The organism is Bacillus sp. EB V-12 (assembly GCF_056158125.1).
On record NZ_JBUXJL010000001.1, the window covers coordinates 115,480 to 138,177 of the forward strand.

Here is a 22,698-nt window from a genome sequence, read left to right on the forward strand (position 1 = left end):
GGGGGAGATGAGATGTCCTCAATTGTAATTGCAGGATATGCACTATTTTGTATAATCGTCTTCTTCCTTGTAAATCGTCTTTTACGAAAGAAAAAAACGAAAATGGGAGAAGAACAAGTCCCAGCCGTAAGTAAAATAGAAGTAAGTAAAGTTGAAACAGAAGAGAAAGAAATTGAACGAAAGCAAGAATCGGAAATTTCTAATGTAGTTGAGTTAGAAACAGGAAAGCAAGAAGAAGTAAAACAAGAAAAAGAAGTGCCGAAAAAACAAATGTCTATGCCTGTAGAGAATGTGAACGTAAAAGCAGTTGTAGCTGTATTAATTCTAGGCATGTTCGTTTCTATTTTAAACCAAACAATCATTAATGTTGCATTACCTCCGTTAATGAATGAATTTAATGTATCAACTTCAACAGCACAATGGTTAATTACAGGCTTCATGCTTGTAAATGGTATTTTAGTACCGATTAGTGCCTTTTTAGTTTCACGATTTACGTATCGTAAATTATTCGTAGCAGCAATGTTATTCTTCACGGTAGGATCTATCATTTGTGCTACTTCAGGAAACTTTACAATGATGATGACAGGTCGCGTAATTCAAGCTGTTGGTGCGGGTATTTTAATGCCGGTTGGTATGAATATCTTCATGACGTTATTCCCGCCTCATAAACGCGGAGCGGCGATGGGATTACTAGGTGTAGCAATGATTTTAGCACCAGCTATCGGACCAACTGTAACAGGTTGGGTGATTGAAAACTATAGCTGGAACTTAATGTTCTATGCGATGTTTATTATCGGTTTAATTATTACGTTCCTATCTTTAAAATTCTTTACACTAGCTCAGCCAGTGTCTAAAACGAAATTAGATATATTCGGTGTGGTTAGTTCAAGTATTGGACTAGGAAGCTTATTGTACGGATTTAGTGAAGCTGGAAATAATAGTTGGACTAGTGCAGAAGTTGTTATTTCACTTATTATCGGTGTAATTGGTTTAGCGTTATTTATTTGGAGAGAGTTAACAACGGACAATAAAATGCTTGATTTACAAGTATTTAAATATCCAGTATTTACTTTTACTTTAGTAATTAACGCAATCGTTACGATGGCATTATTCGGAGGTATGTTATTGCTTCCAGTATATCTGCAAAACATTCGTGGCTTTACGCCAATTGAATCTGGTTTACTACTTCTTCCAGGATCATTAATTATGGGGATCATGGGACCAGTAGCGGGTAAATTATTCGATAAATATGGCATTCGTCCATTAGCGATAATTGGATTGGCAATTACGACTTATGCGACATATGAATTTACAAAATTATCGATGGATACGCCGTATAGCGTTATTATGACGGATTATATTATACGTTCAATTGGTATGTCATTCATTATGATGCCAATTATGACAGCTGGTATGAACGCGCTGCCGATGAAATTAATTTCTCACGGTACAGCAACGCAAAATACCTCAAGACAAGTAGCGGGTTCAATCGGAACAGCTATTTTAATTACACTTATGACGCAACAAACGACTGCTCACGTAGCAGATTACGGCAACATGTTAACAACATCAAACCCAATTTTAGTTGATAAAATACACGGCATGGGGCAAAGTTTAGCGGCCTTAGCTGGATCAGCTCAAGCAGGAGACGCGATGAGCACACAACTATTATATGGACAAATTTCAAAGCTATCTGCAATTAACGGTATTAACGATGCCTTCTTAATCGCAACGATACTAGCAGGTATCGCTTGGGTGTTATCGTTCTTCTTACCATCAGGCAATAAACCAAATAGAAAAGCAGGGAATTAATTTCCCTGCTTTTTTGTTTTCTTATACAAGGATTCAATTAGATATAGAATGAATCACCTGCAGACATGAGAACCCAGAAAATAACCCCCAGTAGTCCGGCAGTAAAAATAATAAATCCTATGTTGTGTATACTTTTACATTGTGCTTGTAATCCATTTATCCTCGCTAATAAGACAATTAAAGAAATTAAAATTAGTATAAAGAAGTTGTTATAAAAAGAGTAAAGAGAGGTATCATCATGATACCTCTCTTTATCCTAAGAATGCTAACATATTATTCATAATATGAAATAACATAGCTGGAATAATGGATTTTGTTTTCAGGCGTAATATTTAAATATTACATATAAAGGTGTATTTTTCATAAAATAATAAAAGAGGTATCACCCTGTAGTGATGCCTCTTTCTCATTGATAACTATGTTCTGTCTTGTTATTCAATTTTGCTTGCTCTATTTGCAATTCACGCTCTACCAATCGATCTAATTGCTGAATTGCTTTAAGTGCTTTTTCATAAGAAATTGTTCGATAATGATGCGCTCCGCCCGGTTCTTCATCTGCTTCGTCTGCCCATTTAATAATATTTTGAAGAGATGTTCTTTCAATTTCTTGTTCCACTAAGAAAGAATCTGTATGAAGAAGAATTGCAATAGAAATTTCTTTTGCTAGTTTTGGATGTTCTCCTAATCTAATAAGTAATTTATGTGCTCTTTCAGCGCCTTTAATTGCATGGATATCATTCTTTTTATATAAGTCATAATCCCATTCGCCGCCTGTGTACCACGTATGATGCCCGATATCATGAAGGAAGCCAGCTTTTGTGGCAGCATCGACTGAGGCGTGATGCTTTTTGGCTAGGTGAAACGCATGGTAAGCGACAGCAATCGCGTGGACCATTCCAGAACGGTTTACGTATTTTTGTGTAATGTGGTGTTTAAAAATTTGTTCAAGCGTAATACGGTGCATAAAACATTCACTCCTTTTATCTTATGGTGTATATGAAGAAAAATCGATCGGTTTAAATGTATTTTGAACATTGTACTCCATCATAGTTCGTTAGTAAAGTAGAAATGTTTAGGAGAAGAAAAAAATTTTCTGCAAAAAAATCACCTTAGCTTATGCAAAGGTGATTTTCAAATTGCTTATTTTTTTAATCCTTGCTCTAGTGTTTCTAACATTTCGTGCTTTTCATTTTCATCAGCGTTTTTCCAAATGACTTCAAATAAAACGCCAAGACCTGGAAGCATTTTTTCTTCACCGCTTTGAATTGCATCGACGATTGTTTCTTGTAATTGATCTTGTGAATTTCCAGATACATTCGCTAATACGGCACCGCGTAAATTAAAACTCATTGCTTTCACCTCTTCTTCAGAATTGAAACTGACGTTAGTTTTTGTTCTTTTTTATGTAAATATGTATGAAAAATAGGCTATAATGATAAGACAAGAAGAGAGGGAAATACATATTATGAAAAACATTGATTCAGTACAAAATCCGCGTGTAAAGCAGTGGAAAAAGCTGCAAACGAAAAAAGAACGCGATAAAAAAGGTTTATTTTTTGTAGAAGGATTCCACTTAGTCGAGGAAGCTTTGAAGACAGGGATTGTAACAGAACTTATCGTTTCAGATCAGACAGACCTTCCGAAAGATTGGACAGTTAATGATGTGGAAATGTACATCGTACCTGAGGCGATTGTAAAAATACTTCGTGAAACAGAAACGACGCAAGGTGTATTTGCTGTTTGTGAGAAGCGTGAGAAAGAAGTAGCTCTTACTGATGGGAAATTCCTTTTATTAGATGGCCTGCAAGACCCAGGTAATTTAGGAACAATTATTCGTACAGCTGATGCAGCTGGTATTCACGCCGTTGTGCTTGGAGAAGGTTGTGTTGATGTTTACAATAGTAAAGTACTCCGCTCTACACAAGGCTCTATTTTCCACTTGCCAATTGTAAAAGGGAACTTAGAAGAATGGGTAGACAAGTTAAAAGAAAATAACGTTCCTGTATATGGAACAGCTCTTGAAAATGGAGTTCCGTATGGTGAAGTAACGCCGGCTGGCAGTTTTGCATTAATTGTAGGAAATGAAGGAAATGGCGTACGCCAAGAAATTCTTGCAAAAACGGATCAAAACTTGTATATTCCGATTTACGGCGGGGCAGAATCATTAAATGTTGCGGTTGCAGCAGGGATTTTAACGTATTATTTGCAAAGCCCGGTTGCGAACAAATAAAAAACTTCTTATAATAAGTTGAAGTACATTATATTAAAAGTTAAATAACGAAAAACGTTGATAGAGAAGAGTAACTTACAAAATCGCCATATAGGGAGAGAGTGCCGTAGACTGAAAGCATTCTTATGGTAGACGGAAGTGAATTCACCTCTGGAGTTGACGCCAGGACCATGTATATGTAAAGGCGTTCCGGTCAGAATTGATCGTTATAACTAATGAGTGGGCAGACTTGTTCTGTCAATTTAGGGTGGTACCGCGAATTTACCTCGTCCCTTTTTGGGAGCGAGGTTTTTTTATTTTTAAAATTAGGAGGGTTCCAAAATGGAAGCACGTTTAAAAGAGCTAAAGCAAAAAGCGTTAGAGCTTATTGAAGAAGCGAAAGAGCTAAAGGGCTTAAACGACGTACGCGTAGCGTATTTAGGAAAAAAAGGCCCAATTACAGAAGTATTACGCGGCATGGGAAAATTATCAGCAGAAGAGCGTCCACGTATGGGAGCATTAGTAAATGAAGTACGTGAAGCGATTCAAACGCGTCTAGAAGACAAAATTAGTAACTTAGAAAAAGCAGTAATCGAAGCGAAACTAGCTACTGAAACAATTGATGTTACATTGCCAGGTCGTCCTGTTGAAACAGGTTGCCACCATCCATTAACAGCTGTTGTTGAACAAATTGAAGATGTATTCATCGGTATGGGTTATGAAGTAGCTGAAGGAACAGAAGTAGAAAAAGACTACTACAACTTCGAAGCACTAAACTTACCGAAAGATCACCCAGCGCGTGATATGCAAGATACATTCTACATTACAGAAGAAACGTTACTACGTACACATACATCTTCTGTGCAAGCACGTACGATGGAAAATAATAAAGAAAAAGGCCCAATCAAAATTATTTGTCCTGGTAAAGTGTATCGCCGTGATGACGACGATGCGACGCACTCACATCAGTTCATGCAAATTGAAGGTCTTGTAATTGATAAAAACATTCGTATGAGTGACTTAAAAGGTACACTGCAAGTATTCGTGAAAAAGATGTTCGGTGAAGATCGTGAAATCCGTCTTCGTCCAAGTTTCTTCCCATTCACAGAGCCATCTGTAGAGATGGATATTTCTTGTATGATGTGTCATGGCAAAGGTTGCGGCACTTGTAAAGGAACTGGCTGGATTGAAATTCTAGGCGCAGGTATGGTTCACCCGAACGTACTTGAAATGGCTGGTTATGATTCAAAAGAATATCAAGGTTTCGCATTCGGTATGGGCGCAGAGCGTATCGCAATGTTGAAATACGGAGTAGATGACATTCGTCATTTCTATACAAATGATGTACGTTTCTTACAACAATTCAAACGAGCGTAAGGGAAGGAGAGGATAAGTATGTTCGTATCATATCGTTGGTTACAAGAGTATGTAGATATTAAAGATGTAACAGCACAAGAACTAGCAGACAAAATCACGAAAAGTGGTATTGAAGTAGAAGGCGTTGAAGTATTAAATAAAGGTGTAAAAGGTGTTGTAGTTGGTCACGTATTAGAATGTGAAAAACACCCAGAAGCTGATAAATTAAGCAAATGCTTAATCGATATCGGTGAAGAAGAGCCAGTTCAAATTATTTGTGGAGCTGCTAACATTGCAAAAGGTTTAAAAGTACCAGTTGCAAAAGTTGGAGCTGTACTTCCTGGTAACTTCAAAATCAAAAAAGCAAAACTACGCGGTGAAGCTTCTCACGGTATGGTTTGTGCTCTTCAAGAGCTTGGTATTGATGGAAAGTTAGTTTCAAAAGAATACGCAGATGGTATCTTTATCTTCCCAAGTGACGCTGAAGTTGGTGCAGATGCACTTGAAATTTTAAACTTACACGATGAAGTACTTGAGCTTGGGTTAACACCAAACCGTGCAGATTGCTTAAACATGTTAGGTGTTGCATATGAAGTAGCTGCTATTTATGGCCGCGAAGTAAAACTTCCAGCTATCGACTTACAAGAAACAGCAGAAAAAACTTCTGATTATATTTCTGTAAGTGTAGAAGCGAAAGAAGAAAACCCATTATACATTGCAAAAATGGTTAAAAACGTAAAGATTGGTCCATCACCAATGTGGATGCAAACTCGTCTTATGGCAGCTGGCATTCGTCCAATTAGCAACGTAGTTGATATTACAAACTACATTTTAATGGAATACGGTCAACCGTTACATGCATTCGATTACGATAAATTAGGTTCAAAAGAAATCGTTGTTCGTCTTGCAAAAGAAGGCGAAAAAATTGAAACGTTAGATGATCAAGAGCGTACATTACAAAGCCACCACCTTGTAATTACAAACGGCACGAAAGCTTTAGCTGTTGCTGGTGTAATGGGCGGGGCGGATTCTGAAGTTACAAATGAGACAGTAAACGTTCTAATTGAGTCTGCATACTTTGCAGGTCAAACAGTACGTCGTACATCAAAAGACTTAGGTCTTCGTAGTGAATCAAGTGCACGTTTCGAAAAAGGAATCGACCCAACACGTACATTTGAAGCAATTCAACACGCAGCTGCTTTAATGGCGAAATATGCTGGCGGTGAAGCACTTGAAGGTGTAGTAGAAGCTGACAACTTACAAGTACAAGAGCGTACAGTATCTGTTACTGCTGAAAAAGTAAACCGTGTATTAGGTACAAATATTTCTGCGAGTGAAATGGGTACAATGTTCACAAACTTGAAATTCCCATTCACAGAAGTAGAAGGAACATTCCATGTAAATGTACCAGCACGTCGTCCTGATATTACAATTTCAGAAGACTTAGTAGAAGAAGTGGGCCGTCTATACGGTTATGACCACATTCCAGTTACATTACCTTCTGGAACGATGACTCGTGGTAAATTAACATCAGCACAAACGAAACGTCGTAAAGTACGCCGCTTCTTAGAGGGTGCTGGTTTATATGAAGCAATCACGTATTCATTAACAAGCGCTGACAAAGCGAAACAATATATGGTTGAGCCAAACGAAAAGGCGCCTGTAGGTCTTGCACTTCCAATGAGTGAAGAACGTAGCCAACTTCGTTTAAGCTTAGTACCGCAATTACTAGAAGCAGTTTCATACAATGTCGCTCGTAAAAACGACAGCGTTGCTTTATACGAAGTAGGTTCTATCTTCTTACCGACAGAAGAAGGAGAACTTCCGAAAGAAGAACAACATCTTGCAGGTGTTATGACAGGTCTTGCTCTTCACCATGCATGGCAAGGTGAGAAGAAAGTAGTAGATTTCTTCGTTGTGAAAGGTGTACTAGAAGGACTATTCGACGTACTTGGCGTTGCAAACCAAATCACATATGCACCAGCAAAACGTGAAGGTATGCACCCAGGACGTACAGCTGACATCGTATTAGATGGCGAAGTAATTGGTTTCATCGGTCAATTGCACCCAGAAGCAGAAAAACAATTAGATGTGAAAAATACATTCGTATTTGAATTATCTCTTGTAAAAGTATTCGGTGCAGACGCTGAAGAAACTTACTACGCAGCAATTCCACGTTTCCCATCTATGACACGTGACATGGCTGTTGTAGTAACAAAAGAAACAAAAGCTGGTGAAATGAAGCAAGTCATTGCTGAAGCTGGCGGAGAACTTCTGAAAGATGTAACATTATTTGACTTATACGAAGGTGAAAAAATGGAAGAAGGCAAGAAATCACTTGCATTCTCTATGACTTACTTCGATGCAGAACGTACATTAACAGACGAAGAAGTAACAGAAGCACATAACCGTGTACTAACAACGGTAGAAGAGAAATTCGGTGCGGAGTTACGTAAGTAATTAGAAAATTGCCGGATATATTCCGGCAATTTTTTTATTGGATTGGTTGTCGGACACTGTCGGTAAGTCGATATATCACAAAAATCGCTCATATATTTTCCGACACCTTGCATCTTTCTCTCGAATGTAGTACATTAATTTTAGTTTAACAAAATGAAAGACGATGATAAGGAAAAGTAGTATATACTATAATCCAAAGCGAGTCAGGGACGGTGAGAGCCTGATGAGGCGGTATATGTGAAGAACACCTTGGAGTTGCTAACCGAAATTGAATCTTGTATTCAAGAGTAGACTTAGACGGGAATCCGGCCTGTTACAAACCGGGAAGTATGTATTACATACGAGTTAAAGTTGGTCTTTATGACAAATTGGGTGGTACCGCGAAGTTTAACCTTTCGTCCCTTTATGGATGAAAGGTTTTTTTGTATTTAAATATATCAGCAAAGGAGAATTTCACTATGGAAAACACATTAGTAAAAAGTCTGTATAGAGATACAGATAAATACGCAGGTCAAACAGTACAAGTATCAGGGTGGATTCGTAACTTACGTGATTCAAAAGCATTTGGTTTCATCGAATTAAACGACGGTAGCTTCTTCAAAAGCGTTCAAATCGTTTTCGATACAGAATTAGATAACTTCAAAGAAATTGCAAAACTTCCACTTAGCTCTTCAGTTAAAGTAGAAGGTAAAGTAATTGCAACGCCTGGAGCGAAGCAACCATTTGAAATTAAAGCAGAAAAAATTGATATCGAGGGCTTATCAGATTCTGATTACCCACTTCAAAAGAAGCGTCATACGTTTGAATACTTACGTACAATCGCTCACTTACGTCCAAGAACAAATGCATTCTCTGCAACGTTCCGCGTACGTTCTATCGCAGCATTTGCGATTCACCAATTCTTCCAAGAGCGTGGATTCGTACATGTTCACACGCCAATCATCACTGGTAGTGATACAGAAGGTGCAGGCGAAATGTTCCGCGTAACAACGCAAGATTTAAACAACGTACCAAAAGGCGAAGACGGACAAGTTGATGAAACAAAAGACTTCTTCGGCAAAGAAACAAACTTAACAGTAAGTGGACAGCTGAACGCTGAAGCTTATGCATTAGCATTCCGTGATGTATACACATTCGGACCTACATTCCGTGCAGAAAACTCAAACACAACTCGCCACGCTGCCGAGTTCTGGATGGTTGAGCCTGAGATTGCATTCGCTGAACTAGGTGACGTAATGAACCTTACAGAAGATATGCTGAAATATGCAATGAAATACGTATTAGAGCATGCACCAGAAGAAATGGAATTCTTCAACAGCTTCGTTGATAAAACAGTTCTAGAGCGTATGAACAACGTAATCAACTCTGACTTCGGTCGCATCACTTATACAGAAGCAATTAAAGTACTTCAAGAATCAGGTGCTGACTTCAAATACCCAGTAGAATGGGGAATTGACTTACAAACAGAGCACGAAAGATACTTATCAGAAGAAATCTTCAAACGCCCTGTATTCGTAACTGACTATCCGAAAGACATTAAAGCATTCTACATGCGTTTGAATGAAGACGGTAAAACAGTAGCTGCTACTGACCTTCTAGTTCCTGGCATCGGCGAATTAATCGGCGGAAGTCAACGTGAAGAAAGAATGGACGTTTTAGTAGACAGAATTAAAGAATTAGGTATGAACGAAGAGGACTACTGGTGGTACTTAGAACTTAGAAAATACGGCGGTACAAAACACGCTGGATTCGGTCTAGGTTTCGAGCGCTTCCTAATGTACATCACTGGCATGGCTAACATCCGTGACGTAATTCCATTCCCAAGAACTCCAGGTTCTTCTGAGTTCTAAAATATGAAAAAAGCGAGAGGATTTCCTCTCGCTTTTTATTTTGTATAGTTTATTCTCCTGTAGCAAAAAGTAACGCGAAGGGGTGAATATAAATGAGTAAAAAAGTGAAAAAAGATCATTCGAGATCGGGCCTAGGTTCTCCAGAAGTAGAAGGACAAGGAACGACAACACATGAAACAGGTTCTCATAAAGTATCTTCATCTAATAAGAAGCAGAAACAAAGCTAACATAAAAAGGAGAGTCTTGGCGACTCTCCTTTTTATGTGTTACATCTTTTTATCATGAATCTCTTTTGTAATGTTATCTACATCCTTGTCTAATCGATCGAAATAGAAAAACCACATTGAGACTCCCACGACTAAAGTCGCAAGCCCTAATCCTTACGGATTGACGGGTGGGATTCTTGAATGACTAAACGTTCGCAGTCCATTTCTGTTTTGAACAGACTTCAAGATGAGGGCATCTCATTGCCCCTCCTAAGACAGTGCGTATAGCATCTTAGGCTGATTGACTGTTACCATCAATCACAGTTGCGTAGCGAATATTCATCGCCCCAACAATATCACGATGTTTCTCAAATCCACATCGGCACTTGTATTTTCTGTCTGGTGCTTTGTTCTTTTCAGAACATTTCGGACATGTTTGACTTGTATAAGCAGGGTTCACATATTCTACCTTAATACCAACTAAATTCGCTTTGTATTCAATGAATTGTGCTAAACGATAGAATGACCAAGTGTGTAGATTTTTCTCGTTTTTACGGCTTGTTCTTGCCGTCTGTCTAATATTCGTTAGTTGTTCTAAACGAATAACAGAAATGTTATTATCGGTTGCAAAGTCAATGATTTCACGACTTACTTTGTGGTCTTGGTCTTGCATCCATCTTTGTTCTTTATCATCAAGTTGTCGAATGGCATTTAATTTCTTATTTTCACCTAACTTCTTACGAACACTACGAAACTTACGTTTCATATATTTGTTTTGTCTACCATTGCCGAAGAAACGAACTTTCTCATCGTCTGTGATGGCTACCGCAGGGACTTTAAGACCTAAATCTACCCCTAAAATCTTTGTTCCTGTTTTTTCATTTGTAGGAATTGTGACAGATATTTGAGCAATCCACTTATTAGATTTCTTCGTGATACGAAGTGTACCTAACTTGTGTGTTAACAAATTAAAATTGCGATTATATTTATCAGTTAATAAAGCACGAACCTTTAAGCGAGTTGATTTTCCATTTACCATGAGTGGAACTGAAATGTGCGTGAAGTCAAACGAATAGTTTTGATTGTTCCATACACAAACAGGTCTCTTTAGAATCGGAATAACTTTGTATTTACTTTTTTTCACCTTTGTAGAAAACACACTTTTAGCGTCTTTAATTGCTTGGTTCTTCACTGCGCTTGGAAGATTCGCTTCAACATCTTTTGTACTTTTCTTAGTGCCCTTCTTCGCTTCAGCCATTTCAGATACAAGTGTATTAATGACTTTGATATACTCATAGCTACTTTGTTCCAATAACTGAATTTGTTCTTTTGTTGGAAGCAATTTAACTTTGACTGTGATTGTTTGTGACACAATTTTCACCCCCTCGTCTTTTGATTTTCAACATACTGTTTAATTGTCTCAGTCGATACATTTCCAGCAGTAGAAACAAAATAGGAACGTGTCCATAGACTTGGCAAGTGTTGAAGATGAGGAAACTCTCCTCTCAAACGCTTCGATGTCACTCCTTTAATTTTCGCCATTGTGTCAGCAGGACTAAGTGTTGGTAGTGTATTTAAGAACAAGTGAACGTGGTCTTTGTCGCATTCCATTGCGACAATAGCAACATCCATTTCTCCGCATATTTCTTGAACCAACTCTTTGAAACGTTCTTCTACTTTTGTGTTAAGAAAAATCTTTCTTCTGTATCGCGGGCAAAACACAAAATGGTAGTTAATTAATGACACAGTTGTTTTGGTTCTTCTATAATCATTTATCATATTCACATTGTATCAGTTTTACTTTTAAACTACACCACAAAAGATACCAATATTTTGAATACTTAAAGTACCACAAACTTAGCGATTTTTAGTGGTACTCCGTATCCAACCTCACTTTCATCCCATGCCTAAAGGCGATGGGCTTTCCCGTTCGGAAAGGGCTGTAATAGATGGCCATCACGCCAAGATTATCAGATATATTTTCAAATGTAGATTTAGTAGTGAAAAAAGCTCCCCAAATGGTAGAAATAGTGAAGTAAGAAAGTGGGCCTACGATGTGTACGAAAACATATAATATCTTTTTAACTTTTACAGCGTTCATATGAAATACCTTCTTTTTCTAATCATACATTCAAGTTCCTCACAGAAGTGTTGTAGTTTTGCTGGATTATGTATTAACAAGCGGGCATCGTGTTTCCCGATAAATCTTCGAATTCGAAAGTTTAATAAGAAAGATCAACCATAACGCTCTATTAAATCGTTGAACGCTCGTTGTTCACTTAGTAGCTGAATGTTTTCTCTAATTTCGAACTGTCTTTCATGTGGATCACCTAGTAAAATATTTAGAATCATTTGTAGAAGTAGCAATGTAGATCTCCTCCTATGTTAGAATAATCTGTATATTATAATTATAACAAAACTATAAGGACAATAGTAGGATGAAACAAAAACAGGAGTTTGTAGGCTCCTGTTTTTGTCGATACTATTTTAATAAGCGAAATGCCTTCTCTGTATTAGCGAAATGCAGTTTCACAAACTCAGGTAATCGTTCTTTACCAAGCTTTTGAATTAATTTAGCAGCGGCGATATCAACTTGTTTACCGGCACCTTTTGGCAGCGGCATACCAGCTTTTTTACTTAGTTCGTTAAATTGTTTTACGAATGAGTAACGAGCTAAAATGGAGGCGGCGGCTACTGCTAAATGGACGCTTTCGCCTTTCGTTGCGAAGTAAACATTTTCACGTTGTACCTGTTTTTGTTTTGCTAAATATTTGTAGTATGTATCAGGCTGTGTGAATTGGTCGATTAAGACGCCTTCAGGTTTTGTAGGTGCCATTTTAGCTAATAAGTTTGTAATAGCTTTATTATGTAGCAAAGCTTTTAGTTTACCTTGGTTGTTTCCTTTATCAAATAGCTCGTTATATTTTTCGTTATGAAGAACGAGAGAGCTGTAAGGAACAACGTGAAGAAGTTGTTTCGCAATGGCAGTAATTTGTTCGTCATTTAAGTTTTTAGAGTCTTTTACACCAAGTTCTTTTAGTAGTGGAATTTGCTTCGCATCCACATATACAGCAACGACTGTCATCGGCCCGAAGAAATCACCAGTACCCACTTCATCTGACCCTACGATAGACATTGTACCGATGGAAGCAGGCGGTGCATAACGGTGTGAATCGACAGATTTTTTTACAGCTGTTTTTGGAGTTTGGAAGACAGTTTGCCAACGGGCAGCTTCTGCTTCAGCGCGGCCTCCTTGGAACATTACTTTTCCAGATTTATACGCTGTAATCGTGCAAGATGGTACCTTTGCCATGAAGATTCCGCCTTGCGGAGTTTTTGAGCTAAGCGAATGTTTATATTGTTGTTTCATGTCTTCAATTACTGTAGAATTTGTTTGAATTACGATAGAATTTGACATAATGGTCGCCCCTTTTTTTATATTGTTATTTTTATCATATCGGATTGTTCTTTCTGTTTCCATATTATGAAGGTTCATGGTATGATAAACTTTAGGATTCTGTACGTGATTGGAGGCCGGTGAGTTGTCACAACAAAAGGGAAAGAAAAGTCGAATTAATGTAGAAATCTATGGTCAGCAATATTCAGTTGTTGGCGATGAAAGTACAAGTCATATCCGCATGGTAGCAGCGATTGTGGATGATAAAATGCGCGAACTCAATGCCAAGAATCCTTCGCTTGACACGAGTAGACTAGCGGTATTGACGGCGGTAAACGTCATACACGATTACATAAAATTAAAAGAAGAACATGAGAAATTGAAAGAAAGTATGACAAAAAAAGGAATGGAATAACATGATTGATATTATTATCATTTTACTGCTTGTTATGGGATTTTTCCTCGGCTTACGCAGAGGGTTTATTCTGCAACTTGTAAAGTTAACAAGCTTTATTATCGCATACCTTGTTGCATACTGGTACTGTAAAGATTTAGCGCCAGCACTTGCGAAATTTATTCCGTATCCATTTGATAAAAACGTATCTGTTCCAGAATGGATTGATGCAAATAATATTGAGACAGTATTTTATCAAGCGCTTGCGTTTATCATATTGTTTATTATCACTAAAATTGCACTTTCATTACTTGGTAATTTGTTAAATATGTTTGCAGAAATACCGGTTTTAAAGCAAGTAAATGCGTTTGCGGGGGCAATCCTCGGATTTTTAGAAGTATATATTATTTTGTTTGTCTTAATTATCATTGGGAACATTCTTCCGATTGAACAATTACAAACACCATTACAACAATCATCAATTAGCAAAATAATTGTAGACGATACACCGATTCTCTCTGAAAAGGTGAAGGAACTATGGCAGACAGGTAGCAGAGTATAACTTCTCTTTTTTCGGAAAGAGAAGTTTTTTTCTATGAAAGAAAGGCGGGACAATGATGAAAGTAAATAAAAAACAAGTGATCAAATTATTAGAGACAATCGGGCTTTTTATGGAATTAAAGGGCGCGAATCCATTTAAAATATCTGCATTTCGTAAAGCGGCAGCAGCGTTAGAAAGTGATGATCGTAGTCTTTCTGAAATTGAAGATTTCACAAAGATTCCAGGCATCGGAAAAGGAACAGCAGCCGTTATTCAAGAATATATAGAATCGGGAACATCTGAAGTATTACAAGAACTTGAAAAAGAAGTACCAAGTAGCTTATTGCCGTTATTAAAACTACCAGGACTTGGTGGTAAGAAGGTAGCTAAGTTATATAAAGAACTTGGTGTTGTTGATATGGAATCGCTAAAAGCTGTTTGTGAGGAAAATAAAGTACAAGCTTTAGCAGGTTTCGGTAAGAAGACAGAAGAGAAAATATTAGAAGCAATCGATCAAGTAGGCTCTCGTCCAGAGCGTTTACCAATTGCGATGGTATTGCCTATTGCCGGGGAAATAGAGGAGAAATTGTCGAATATTGCTGAAGTAATTCGTTTCTCTCGCGCTGGTAGTTTGCGCCGTGTTCGTGAAACAGTGAAAGATTTAGATTTTATCATTGCAACGACAGAACCAGCAGCGGTACGTGAGCATTTACTACAATTTGATAATATGATTGAAGTAATAGCAAGTGGAGATACGAAAGTTTCTGTCCGTCTTCAATATGAATATGATATTTCAATTGATTTCCGTTTAGTAAAACCAGAAGAGTTTATTACAACTCTTCACCATTTCACAGGATCAAAAGACCATAATGTAAAAATGCGTCAAATCGCAAAAGATAAAGGCGAGAAAATTAGTGAGTACGGTGTAGAGAACTTGGAAACAGGTGAAGTGAAAACATTTGAGACGGAAGAAGACTTCTTTGCTCATTTCGGTTTGCCATTTATTCCGCCAGAAGTGCGTGAAGATGGAAAAGAAATTGAATTAATTAAAGAGTATCCGAACTTAATTCAGTTTTCCGATATACAAGGTGATTTACATATGCATACAACTTGGAGTGACGGTGCTTTTTCTATTGAAGAAATGGTACAAGCGTGCCGTGCTCGTGGATATAAGTTTATGGCGATTACTGATCACTCGCAATATTTGAAAGTGGCGAACGGTTTAACGAAAGAGCGTCTTCGTGAGCAAGCGAAAGAAATTGAACGTATGAATGAAAAGTATCCAGACATTACAATTTTACGCGGAATTGAAATGGACATTTTACCAGATGCCTCGCTTGATTTTGATGATGAAGTATTAGCAGAATTAGATTATGTCATTGGAGCGATTCACTCTAGCTTCTCACAAGACCGTGAAACGATTATGAAGCGTCTACGTACTGCACTTGAGAATAAACATGTCACAATGATTGCCCATCCTACAGGACGTCTTCTCGGGCGTCGTGAGGGTTATGATGTAGATACAGATTTATTAATTGAACTAGCAAAAGAGACAAATACAGTTTTAGAATTAAATGCGAATCCGAACCGTCTAGATTTAAGCGCGAAATTATTAAAACAAGCACAAGATGCTGGTGTGAAAGTAGCGATTAATACGGATGCTCATACGCTTGAAATGTTAGAAGATATGGAAACAGGTGTAGCAGCAGCACGTAAAGGTTGGATTCAAAAAGATAACGTGATTAACACGTGGGATATTGAACGTTTATTAGACTATATTAAACGTAATAAGTAATACAAGGGGGACCTGCAACATGTTAGAAAGAACGTTGCGTGTATTAGAATACAATAAAGTAAAAGAACAATTACTTGAACATACAGCATCTTCACTTGGTCGTGACAAAGTGAAGCATTTAGTGCCGAGCACTGATTTTGAAGAAATTGTAGAAATGCAAGATACAACGGATGAAGCAGCGAAAGTTATTCGTTTAAAAGGTAGTGCACCATTAGGTGGTATTACGGATATTCGCTCAAATGTGAAGCGTGCAAAAATTGGGAGTATGTTAAGTCCAAATGAATTACTTGATATTGCAAATACGATGTATGGTAGTCGTAATATGAAACGCTTCATTGAAGATATGGCCGATAACGGTGTCGAGCTTCCGATTTTAGAAACTCACGTCGCTCAAATTGTATCTTTATACGATTTAGAAAAGAAAATTACAAATTGCATCGGTGACGGCGGTGAAGTAGTCGATAGCGCAAGTGATAAACTGCGTGGTATTCGTACTCAAATTCGTACTGCGGAAAGCCGTATTCGTGAAAAGCTAGAAAATATGACACGTTCTTCAAACGCGCAAAAGATGCTGTCTGACTCGATTGTAACGATTCGTAACGAACGTTACGTAATCCCAGTAAAACAAGAATACCGCGGCGTATATGGCGGTATTGTTCACGATCAATCTGCTTCTGGACAAACGTTATTTATTGAACCACAAGTAATTGTAGAATTAAATAATGCACTACAAGAAGCACGAGTGAAAGAAAAACAAGAAATTGAACGCATCTTATTAATGTTAACAGAAGAAGTAGCAGTAGAAGCCGATATCGTTTTATCAAACGTAGAAGTAGTTGCAAATCTTGATTTTATCTTTGCGAAAGCTTTTTATGCGAAACGAATTAAAGCAACGAAACCAATCGTAAATAACGAGCGTTATATGGATTTAAGACAAGCTCGACATCCGCTAATCGATCCAGAAATAATCGTGCCAAATAACATTATGTTAGGGAAAGATTTCACGACAATTGTTATTACAGGACCGAATACAGGTGGTAAAACAGTTACGCTGAAAACAGTTGGTATTTGTGTGTTAATGGCGCAATCTGGCCTTCACATTCCAGTAATGGATGAGTCAGAGATTTGTGTATTCAAAAATATCTTTGCTGATATCGGTGATGAGCAATCGATTGAACAGAGTTTAAGTACGTTCTCCTCACATATGGTGAACATCGTTGATATTTTAGAAAAAGCTGATTTTGAAAGCTTAGTTTTATTCGATGAATTAGGTGCTGGAACAGACCCACAAGAAGGGGCTGCACTTGCCATTTCAATTTTAGATGAAGTATGTAATCGCGGTGCTCGCGTTGTTGCAACGACGCATTATCCAGAATTAAAAGCATACGGATATAACCGTGAACAAGTTATTAATGCGAGTGTTGAGTTTGATGTGAACACGTTAAGCCCAACGTATAAATTATTAATCGGTGTACCAGGACGTAGTAATGCCTTTGAAATTTCGAAACGTCTTGGATTATCTGATCGCGTCATTGACCAAGCACGTAACCACATTAGTACAGATACGAATAAAATTGAAAATATGATTGCGAAGTTAGAAGAAAGCCAGAAGAACGCAGAGCGTGACTGGAACGAAGCAGAAGCGCTTCGCAAACAATCTGAGAAACTTCATCGTGAGTTGCAACGTCAAATTATTGAATTTAACGAAGATCGCGACGAACGATTATTAAAAGCGCAAAAAGAAGGGGAAGAAAAAGTCGAAGCTGCAAAGAAAGAAGCAGAAGGCATTATTCAAGAACTTCGTCAATTGCGTAAAGCACAGCTTGCAAATGTGAAAGACCACGAGCTAATTGAAGCGAAGAGTCGTCTAGAAGGCGCAGCGCCAGAGCTTGTTAAGAAACAAAAAGTAAATGTGAAAAATACTGCACCGAAACAACAGTTACGTGCAGGTGATGAAGTGAAAGTATTAACGTTCGGTCAAAAAGGTCAACTACTTGAAAAAGTAAGCGATACAGAGTGGAGCGTACAAATCGGTATTCTGAAGATGAAAGTGAAAGAATCTAATATGGAATACATTAACACACCGAAGCAAACAGAGAAAAAAGCAGTTGCAACGGTAAAAGGTAGAGACTATCATGTTTCATTAGAACTTGACCTTCGTGGTGAACGATTTGAAAATGCAATGGCGCGCGTTGAGAAATACTTAGACGATGCCCAGCTTGCAAGCTATCCTCGCGTATCAATCATTCACGGTAAAGGGACAGGAGCACTTCGCCAAGGTGTACAAGATTACTTGAAGAAGCATCGCGGTGTAAAAACCTTCCGTTACGGTGACATGGGCGAGGGAGGCCTAGGCGTAACAGTTGTCGAATTAAAATAGAAAACAACGAAACAAAGGGGAAACCATTATATGTTTATGGACAAACTTGCAAAAGTATTGTTAGCTTGTTGTGGAATATTTTTGGTGATTGGGGTTATTTATTTAGTTGTTTTTGCGAAGTGAAAAAGCGTCAATCGTGGCAGAATGATATTGCCATAGATTGACGCTTTTAATATATGTGAAAAGGAATAGAACATGAAAATCAACCAATACATAAGCGAAGCAAAATCATGCTCAAGACGTGAAACAGACCGCCTTATTAAAGCTGGACGCGTGGCTATTAATGGCGAAATATGTACGCACGGTGCACTTGTGAGCGATGGTGATGTTGTAACGATTGATGGACAGGTTATTGCGAAAGAAGAGAAAGAAAAGGTGTATATCGCATTCCATAAACCAGTCGGAATTACTTGTACAGCAGCCGATCATATTGAAGATAATATTATTGATTATATCAATTACCCAGAGCGAATCTTTCCAGTTGGGCGATTAGATAAAGCATCGGAAGGACTTATCTTATTAACGAATGACGGCGGCATTGCGAATCAAATTTTACACGGTGATCATGAGCACGAGAAAGAATATGTTGTCACAGTCGATAAACCTTTTACGGACTGGTTTATTAATGAGATGTCCAGCGGTGTAAAGATTAAAGATGGAATGACGAAGCCGTGCAAAGTGACAAGAGTCGATCAATCAACATTTCGTATCGTTTTAACGCAAGGAATGAACAGGCAAATTCGTAGAATGAGTCGTGCTTTCGGATTTACTGTAATAAAGCTAAAGCGAGTACGCATTATGAATATAGAGCTAAATGAGCTTGAAGTTGGAAAGTGGCGGAGCGTTACAGCTGAAGAGTTAGAAATTTTAATAGGGCAGTTATAGGGAGGAAAAATTTTCTCCCTATATTTTTTGTCAGAAAAAATAAAACTATTGATTTTTTAAAAAATAGCCCATATAATAAAAAACAACAAGTTTCGACAAGATATTTTATAAAAGTAATGATGAGGACATGAGTTGTATTTTACGATTCTCAGAGAGGGAAGCCTTAGGCTGTGAGCTTCCTAATACGAAAAGACAAGCTTACCACCTCTAAACTTCAAGAGTGAACTGCATACATGATGCATTGTAATTCTTGGCGGATAAAACCGTTATCAATTTACACGAGCTATAAAATGAGCTTATTTCGTTATGAATTCATTTTATTAGAATAAGGGTGGAACCACGATTTCAACACTCGTCCCTTTGTTAGGGACGGGTGTTTTTTGCGTTCTTTTACGGGGAAGTATGCTTGAAAGAGGATATGTGACGGATTTTAATTCAGAATATTTTGTTAATTTATTATTTTAGGAGGTTAGTAGAAATGAAATCATCTTTAAAGTTTTCGGAGATGTTTGCAATAAGTTTAATGTTATTTGCACTGTTTTTTGGTGCAGGTAATATGATTTTTCCACCAGCGTTAGGGCAAGGTGCTGGAACGGACGTATGGATCGCGCTGTTTGGTTTTATCGTAACAGGCGTTGGACTACCTTTATTAGGAGTAATTGTTATAGCTTTAAAGGGAGATATTAATGAGCTAGCAGGACGTGTACATCCTATATTCGCACTTGTTTTTATCACTGCAATTTATTTATGTTTAGGCGTATTCGTAAGTGTACCGCGTACAGGAACAGTAGCTTATGAGATGAGTGTTGCACCGTTTTTACCAAGTGAGATAGCTGGTCAGTCATATCCACTTGTTATCTTTACACTTATTTTCTTTGCAGTCACTTTCTATTTAGCTTTAAATCCTTCGAAATTAGTGGGTCGTATTGGTAAGGTGCTAACTCCAATATTATTAGCTGTTATTGCAATTATCGTAGGTAAAGCACTTATTACACCAATTGGAGAATTTGGTGCACCGACAGAAGCGTATAGTGCTCCTCTCTTTAAAGGATTTATTGATGGATATTTAACTTTAGATGGACTTGCAGCACTGGTATTCGGAAATGTTGTAATTCATGCGTTAAAAGAAAAAGGAATTACAAATAAAAACAGTATTGCAAAAGTAACAATCTTTGCAGGATTTATTGCAGCGCTTGGTCTACTACTTGTGTATTTAGCACTTGCTTATCTTGGAGCTTCTAGTGTGTCACTTGGAATGGGCGCAAACGGAGGAATTATTTTAACAAATGTCGTGAATCATTTATTTGGTAGCTACGGAACTTTATTACTAGGGATCGCAATTACAGCAGCATGTTTAACAACTTCTGTAGGTATTGTTGCAGCTTGTGGTGATTACTTCTCTTCCTTATTACCAAAGCTTTCTTATCAAAAAGTCGTTTTCATTTTCTGTGTATTAGCATTTATGGTAGCAAACCTTGGGTTAACTCAGTTAAATGCATTAGCATTACCAATCTTAATCGCAATTTATCCAATTGGAATCGTACTTATCGTATTATCACTTGTTGAAAACTACGTTCGTCTTCCATTAGCGATGTATATGGGCGGGATTGTAGGAGCATTTGCAATAAGTTTCTTTGATGGATTACACAATGCAAACCTTCAAATTGCAGCGCTAGCACCTATTTTAGATAAGATTCCATTATATAGTGTAGGAATTGGTTGGTTAGTTCCAGGCATAATCGGTATAGGATTTGGTTATATAGTTTCTAAGTTTCAAAAGCAGGAAATTGCTGTAGAAAAATAGAGAAAAGAGGCTTTCTATAATAGAAAGTCTCTTTTTTTGTAAAAAAAGCCGCATATAGAGAAATTTAGATATTAAAAATTTTATACGTAATATAGTTGACAAAAAATTTATGAGTAGGCTAAGATTGACTTAGTTGTGGAAATATTGGAAGGGAAGTGAGGGAAACGGGGTTTCTATAACTATAGTGTTGTTATGGGAAGAGGTGAAAGAAGAGGAGAAGAGAAAGTTTATTTTTTTTGACTTACATTGAGAATGATAATCAATAACGCTTATGTTACATAAAAGAATGCTAATTAAATAATAGGTAGAAGAGATTATTTTTTTCTTATGAATTGAGAATAATTATCATTTTCAGAAAAAGTGAAATGAAAGATAACCAAGGAGGAAACAAGAAAAATGAAAAAGGTTTCTGTATTACCCGCTTTTATTATAACGTTCGTATGTATGCTAGCTTTTCTTGTAATGCCATACGGGAATGCTTCAGCAAAACTAGCTGATGGTACTTACGATATTAATTACGTAATTCAAAAAGCGGAAAATGATTCAGCTTCAATGGCAAATGACTATTTTGAAAAGCCGGCAAAATTAATAGTGAAAAACGGTGAGATGAGAGTACAAGTTCCGATGAATCATAGTGCTTGGATTACAGAATTTAAAGCACCAGAGAACGGGAATTTTGTTGATGCGAAAGTTGTTAGTAAAGATGAATCGGCAGATAAAAGAACAGTAGAGTTTAAAGTAGATGATTTATCCAAACCGGCAGCTGTAAAAATTCATGTTGTTGTACCAAGTGCAAACTATGACCACCACTACACAATTCGTTTTGCTTTTGATGCAAATGTAAAAGCTGTAGGTGGCGATAATGGCGTAGCTGCTACAACAAAAAATAATGATCAAGCGAAAACAGATACACAAGTAAAAGAAGAGAAAACAAAAGTAGAGAGTAAGGAAACAGCTAAAGAAGTGAATAAAGAAACAAAAAATGAAAATGGAAAAGCTGAAAAAACAGATAACCCAAAAACAGGCGATGAAGCACGTATTGGATTGTTTGCAGCGTTAATTCTTATTTCAGGTGCTTTCTTAATTCGTAAAGTGAAATTGAGTAAATAAATCTTTTGAAGGGTGATGAATATATGTTTAAACAATTTAAAATGATTATTGCCGTATTTGCTGTTTTATTTACATTTATCGCAACACTAGGTTTACAAGATGCAAAGGCTGCTACAAAACTAGCTGATGGAAAATATAATATTGCTTTTACTGTATGGAAAGGCGATAAAGATGAATCGTCTAGAATGAATAGTTATTTTGAAAGCCCAGCAACATTAACAGTTAAAAATGGAAAACAATATGTTTCATTTAAAGTGAAAGATAGTGCTTCTATTAAAAGTTTCCAAGTAGAAAAAGATGGTCAATTTGTAGAAACAACCGTGTTAAGTGAAAACAAAAAAGATAATACTAGAGTTGTAGAATTTGAAGTTGCTGACTTGTCAAAAAAACTAAATGGCAAGGTGAAAATTAATATTCCAATTATTAATTATAATGCTTCGTATGATATTCGCTTTGTATTTGATGGGAACAGTATTAAATAATTTTCAAAAGGGAGAGT

General features: G+C 37.2%; 20 protein-coding genes, 3 pseudogenes and 3 other annotated features. Of the genes and pseudogenes, 14 read left to right on the forward strand and 9 right to left on the reverse strand.

The features are described from left to right. Positions 1-12 precede the first annotated feature (12 nt). Complete coding sequence (locus ACZDYH_RS00620; RefSeq protein WP_166694773.1) at positions 13-1,812, forward strand: DHA2 family efflux MFS transporter permease subunit; 1,800 nt, start codon at positions 13-15, stop codon at positions 1,810-1,812. Positions 1,813-1,849: 37 nt separating this feature from the next. Here the strand turns inward: ACZDYH_RS00620 and ACZDYH_RS00625 are convergent. The 4 genes and pseudogenes from ACZDYH_RS00625 to sspI form a co-directional block, all read right to left on the reverse strand. Next, positions 1,850-2,005: pseudogene (locus ACZDYH_RS00625) on the reverse strand (DNA-binding protein); the annotation flags it as partial. Positions 2,006-2,063: 58 nt separating this feature from the next. Further along, positions 2,064-2,144 (reverse strand): annotated as a pseudogene (locus ACZDYH_RS00630) (CPBP family intramembrane glutamic endopeptidase); the annotation flags it as partial. Between the two features lie 74 nt (positions 2,145-2,218). Next, positions 2,219-2,776, reverse strand: a complete 558-nt coding sequence (locus tag ACZDYH_RS00635) for an HD domain-containing protein (RefSeq protein WP_000554786.1) — start codon at positions 2,774-2,776, stop codon at positions 2,219-2,221. A gap of 176 nt (positions 2,777-2,952) precedes the next feature. Further along, positions 2,953-3,162, reverse strand: a complete 210-nt coding sequence (gene sspI, locus ACZDYH_RS00640; RefSeq protein WP_000009509.1) for a small acid-soluble spore protein SspI — start codon at positions 3,160-3,162, stop codon at positions 2,953-2,955. An 82-nt stretch (positions 3,163-3,244) separates the two neighbouring features. Here sspI and ACZDYH_RS00645 point away from each other — a divergent pair, with 82 nt between their 5' ends. The 5 genes from ACZDYH_RS00645 (at position 3,245) to ACZDYH_RS00665 (ending at position 9,914) form a co-directional block, all read left to right on the forward strand. Next, positions 3,245-4,042 carry a TrmH family RNA methyltransferase gene (locus ACZDYH_RS00645; protein ID WP_025690714.1) on the forward strand — a complete coding sequence of 266 codons (798 nt, stop codon included), beginning with the start codon at positions 3,245-3,247 and terminating at the stop codon, positions 4,040-4,042. A 48-nt stretch (positions 4,043-4,090) separates the two neighbouring features. Then, positions 4,091-4,319 (forward strand) — a binding site (T-box leader). A 44-nt stretch (positions 4,320-4,363) separates the two neighbouring features. Further along, entirely contained in the window at positions 4,364-5,398 is a 1,035-nt protein-coding gene (gene pheS / locus ACZDYH_RS00650) for a phenylalanine--tRNA ligase subunit alpha (RefSeq protein ID WP_000388222.1), read from the forward strand. Between the two features lie 18 nt (positions 5,399-5,416). Next, positions 5,417-7,837, forward strand: coding sequence for a phenylalanine--tRNA ligase subunit beta (gene pheT / locus ACZDYH_RS00655; protein WP_000498186.1), 2,421 nt, complete (start codon positions 5,417-5,419; stop codon positions 7,835-7,837). Between the two features lie 154 nt (positions 7,838-7,991). Further along, positions 7,992-8,243 (forward strand) — a binding site (T-box leader). Positions 8,244-8,295: 52 nt separating this feature from the next. Then, complete coding sequence (gene asnS, locus ACZDYH_RS00660; RefSeq protein ID WP_102956007.1) at positions 8,296-9,687, forward strand: asparagine--tRNA ligase; 1,392 nt, start codon at positions 8,296-8,298, stop codon at positions 9,685-9,687. A 92-nt stretch (positions 9,688-9,779) separates the two neighbouring features. Further along, positions 9,780-9,914, forward strand: coding sequence for a YuzL family protein (locus tag ACZDYH_RS00665; RefSeq protein WP_000039589.1), 135 nt, complete (start codon positions 9,780-9,782; stop codon positions 9,912-9,914). Between the two features lie 271 nt (positions 9,915-10,185). On the opposite strand, the gene ACZDYH_RS00670 is transcribed toward ACZDYH_RS00665, so the two are convergent. The 5 genes and pseudogenes from ACZDYH_RS00670 to rnhC form a co-directional block, all read right to left on the reverse strand. Beyond that, entirely contained in the window at positions 10,186-11,265 is a 1,080-nt protein-coding gene (locus tag ACZDYH_RS00670) for an RNA-guided endonuclease InsQ/TnpB family protein (protein WP_000084138.1), read from the reverse strand. A gap of 5 nt (positions 11,266-11,270) precedes the next feature. Further along, on the reverse strand, positions 11,271-11,672 hold the full coding sequence (gene tnpA, locus ACZDYH_RS00675) for an IS200/IS605 family transposase (protein WP_000606465.1): 402 nt from the start codon (positions 11,670-11,672) through the stop codon (positions 11,271-11,273). 88 nt (positions 11,673-11,760) lie between these two features. Further along, positions 11,761-11,994, reverse strand: coding sequence for a hypothetical protein (locus tag ACZDYH_RS00680; protein ID WP_102956008.1), 234 nt, complete (start codon positions 11,992-11,994; stop codon positions 11,761-11,763). Next, positions 11,991-12,260 (reverse strand): annotated as a pseudogene (locus ACZDYH_RS00685) (hypothetical protein). The gene ACZDYH_RS00680 and the pseudogene ACZDYH_RS00685 overlap by 4 nt, the downstream one beginning before the upstream one ends. A 115-nt stretch (positions 12,261-12,375) precedes the next feature. After that, on the reverse strand, positions 12,376-13,311 hold the full coding sequence (gene rnhC / locus ACZDYH_RS00690) for a ribonuclease HIII (protein ID WP_434712861.1): 936 nt from the start codon (positions 13,309-13,311) through the stop codon (positions 12,376-12,378). A 124-nt stretch (positions 13,312-13,435) separates the two neighbouring features. On the opposite strand from rnhC, the gene zapA reads away from it, so the two are divergent. From zapA to ACZDYH_RS00730, 8 genes are all read left to right on the forward strand, one after another. Further along, positions 13,436-13,705 (forward strand): cell division protein ZapA, encoded by a 270-nt coding sequence (gene zapA, locus ACZDYH_RS00695; protein ID WP_000082701.1) that lies wholly within the window; start codon positions 13,436-13,438, stop codon positions 13,703-13,705. Position 13,706: 1 nt separating this feature from the next. Then, complete coding sequence (locus ACZDYH_RS00700) at positions 13,707-14,246, forward strand: CvpA family protein (protein ID WP_000565408.1); 540 nt, start codon at positions 13,707-13,709, stop codon at positions 14,244-14,246. A 55-nt stretch (positions 14,247-14,301) separates the two neighbouring features. Beyond that, the gene (gene polX, locus ACZDYH_RS00705; RefSeq protein ID WP_000867532.1) at positions 14,302-16,020 is read left to right on the forward strand and encodes a DNA polymerase/3'-5' exonuclease PolX; all 1,719 of its coding nucleotides are present in this window, start codon (positions 14,302-14,304) and stop codon (positions 16,018-16,020) included. A 19-nt stretch (positions 16,021-16,039) separates the two neighbouring features. Continuing rightward, positions 16,040-18,400 carry an endonuclease MutS2 gene (locus ACZDYH_RS00710; protein WP_000893713.1) on the forward strand — a complete coding sequence of 787 codons (2,361 nt, stop codon included), beginning with the start codon at positions 16,040-16,042 and terminating at the stop codon, positions 18,398-18,400. Between the two features lie 195 nt (positions 18,401-18,595). Then, positions 18,596-19,285 carry a 23S rRNA pseudouridine(2604) synthase RluF gene (locus ACZDYH_RS00715; protein WP_102956010.1) on the forward strand — a complete coding sequence of 230 codons (690 nt, stop codon included), beginning with the start codon at positions 18,596-18,598 and terminating at the stop codon, positions 19,283-19,285. A gap of 107 nt (positions 19,286-19,392) precedes the next feature. Beyond that, positions 19,393-19,648: a binding site (T-box leader), on the forward strand. A 115-nt stretch (positions 19,649-19,763) separates the two neighbouring features. After that, positions 19,764-21,089: a branched-chain amino acid transport system II carrier protein BrnQ6 gene (gene brnQ6 / locus ACZDYH_RS00720; protein ID WP_434712858.1), complete on the forward strand. Its 1,326-nt coding sequence runs from the start codon at positions 19,764-19,766 to the stop codon at positions 21,087-21,089. 396 nt (positions 21,090-21,485) lie between these two features. Beyond that, complete coding sequence (isdC, locus tag ACZDYH_RS00725) at positions 21,486-22,199, forward strand: heme uptake protein IsdC (protein WP_000757953.1); 714 nt, start codon at positions 21,486-21,488, stop codon at positions 22,197-22,199. Positions 22,200-22,222: 23 nt separating this feature from the next. Beyond that, positions 22,223-22,681 (forward strand): NEAT domain-containing protein, encoded by a 459-nt coding sequence (locus ACZDYH_RS00730; RefSeq protein WP_000476164.1) that lies wholly within the window; start codon positions 22,223-22,225, stop codon positions 22,679-22,681. The last annotated feature ends 17 nt before the right edge of the window (positions 22,682-22,698 follow it).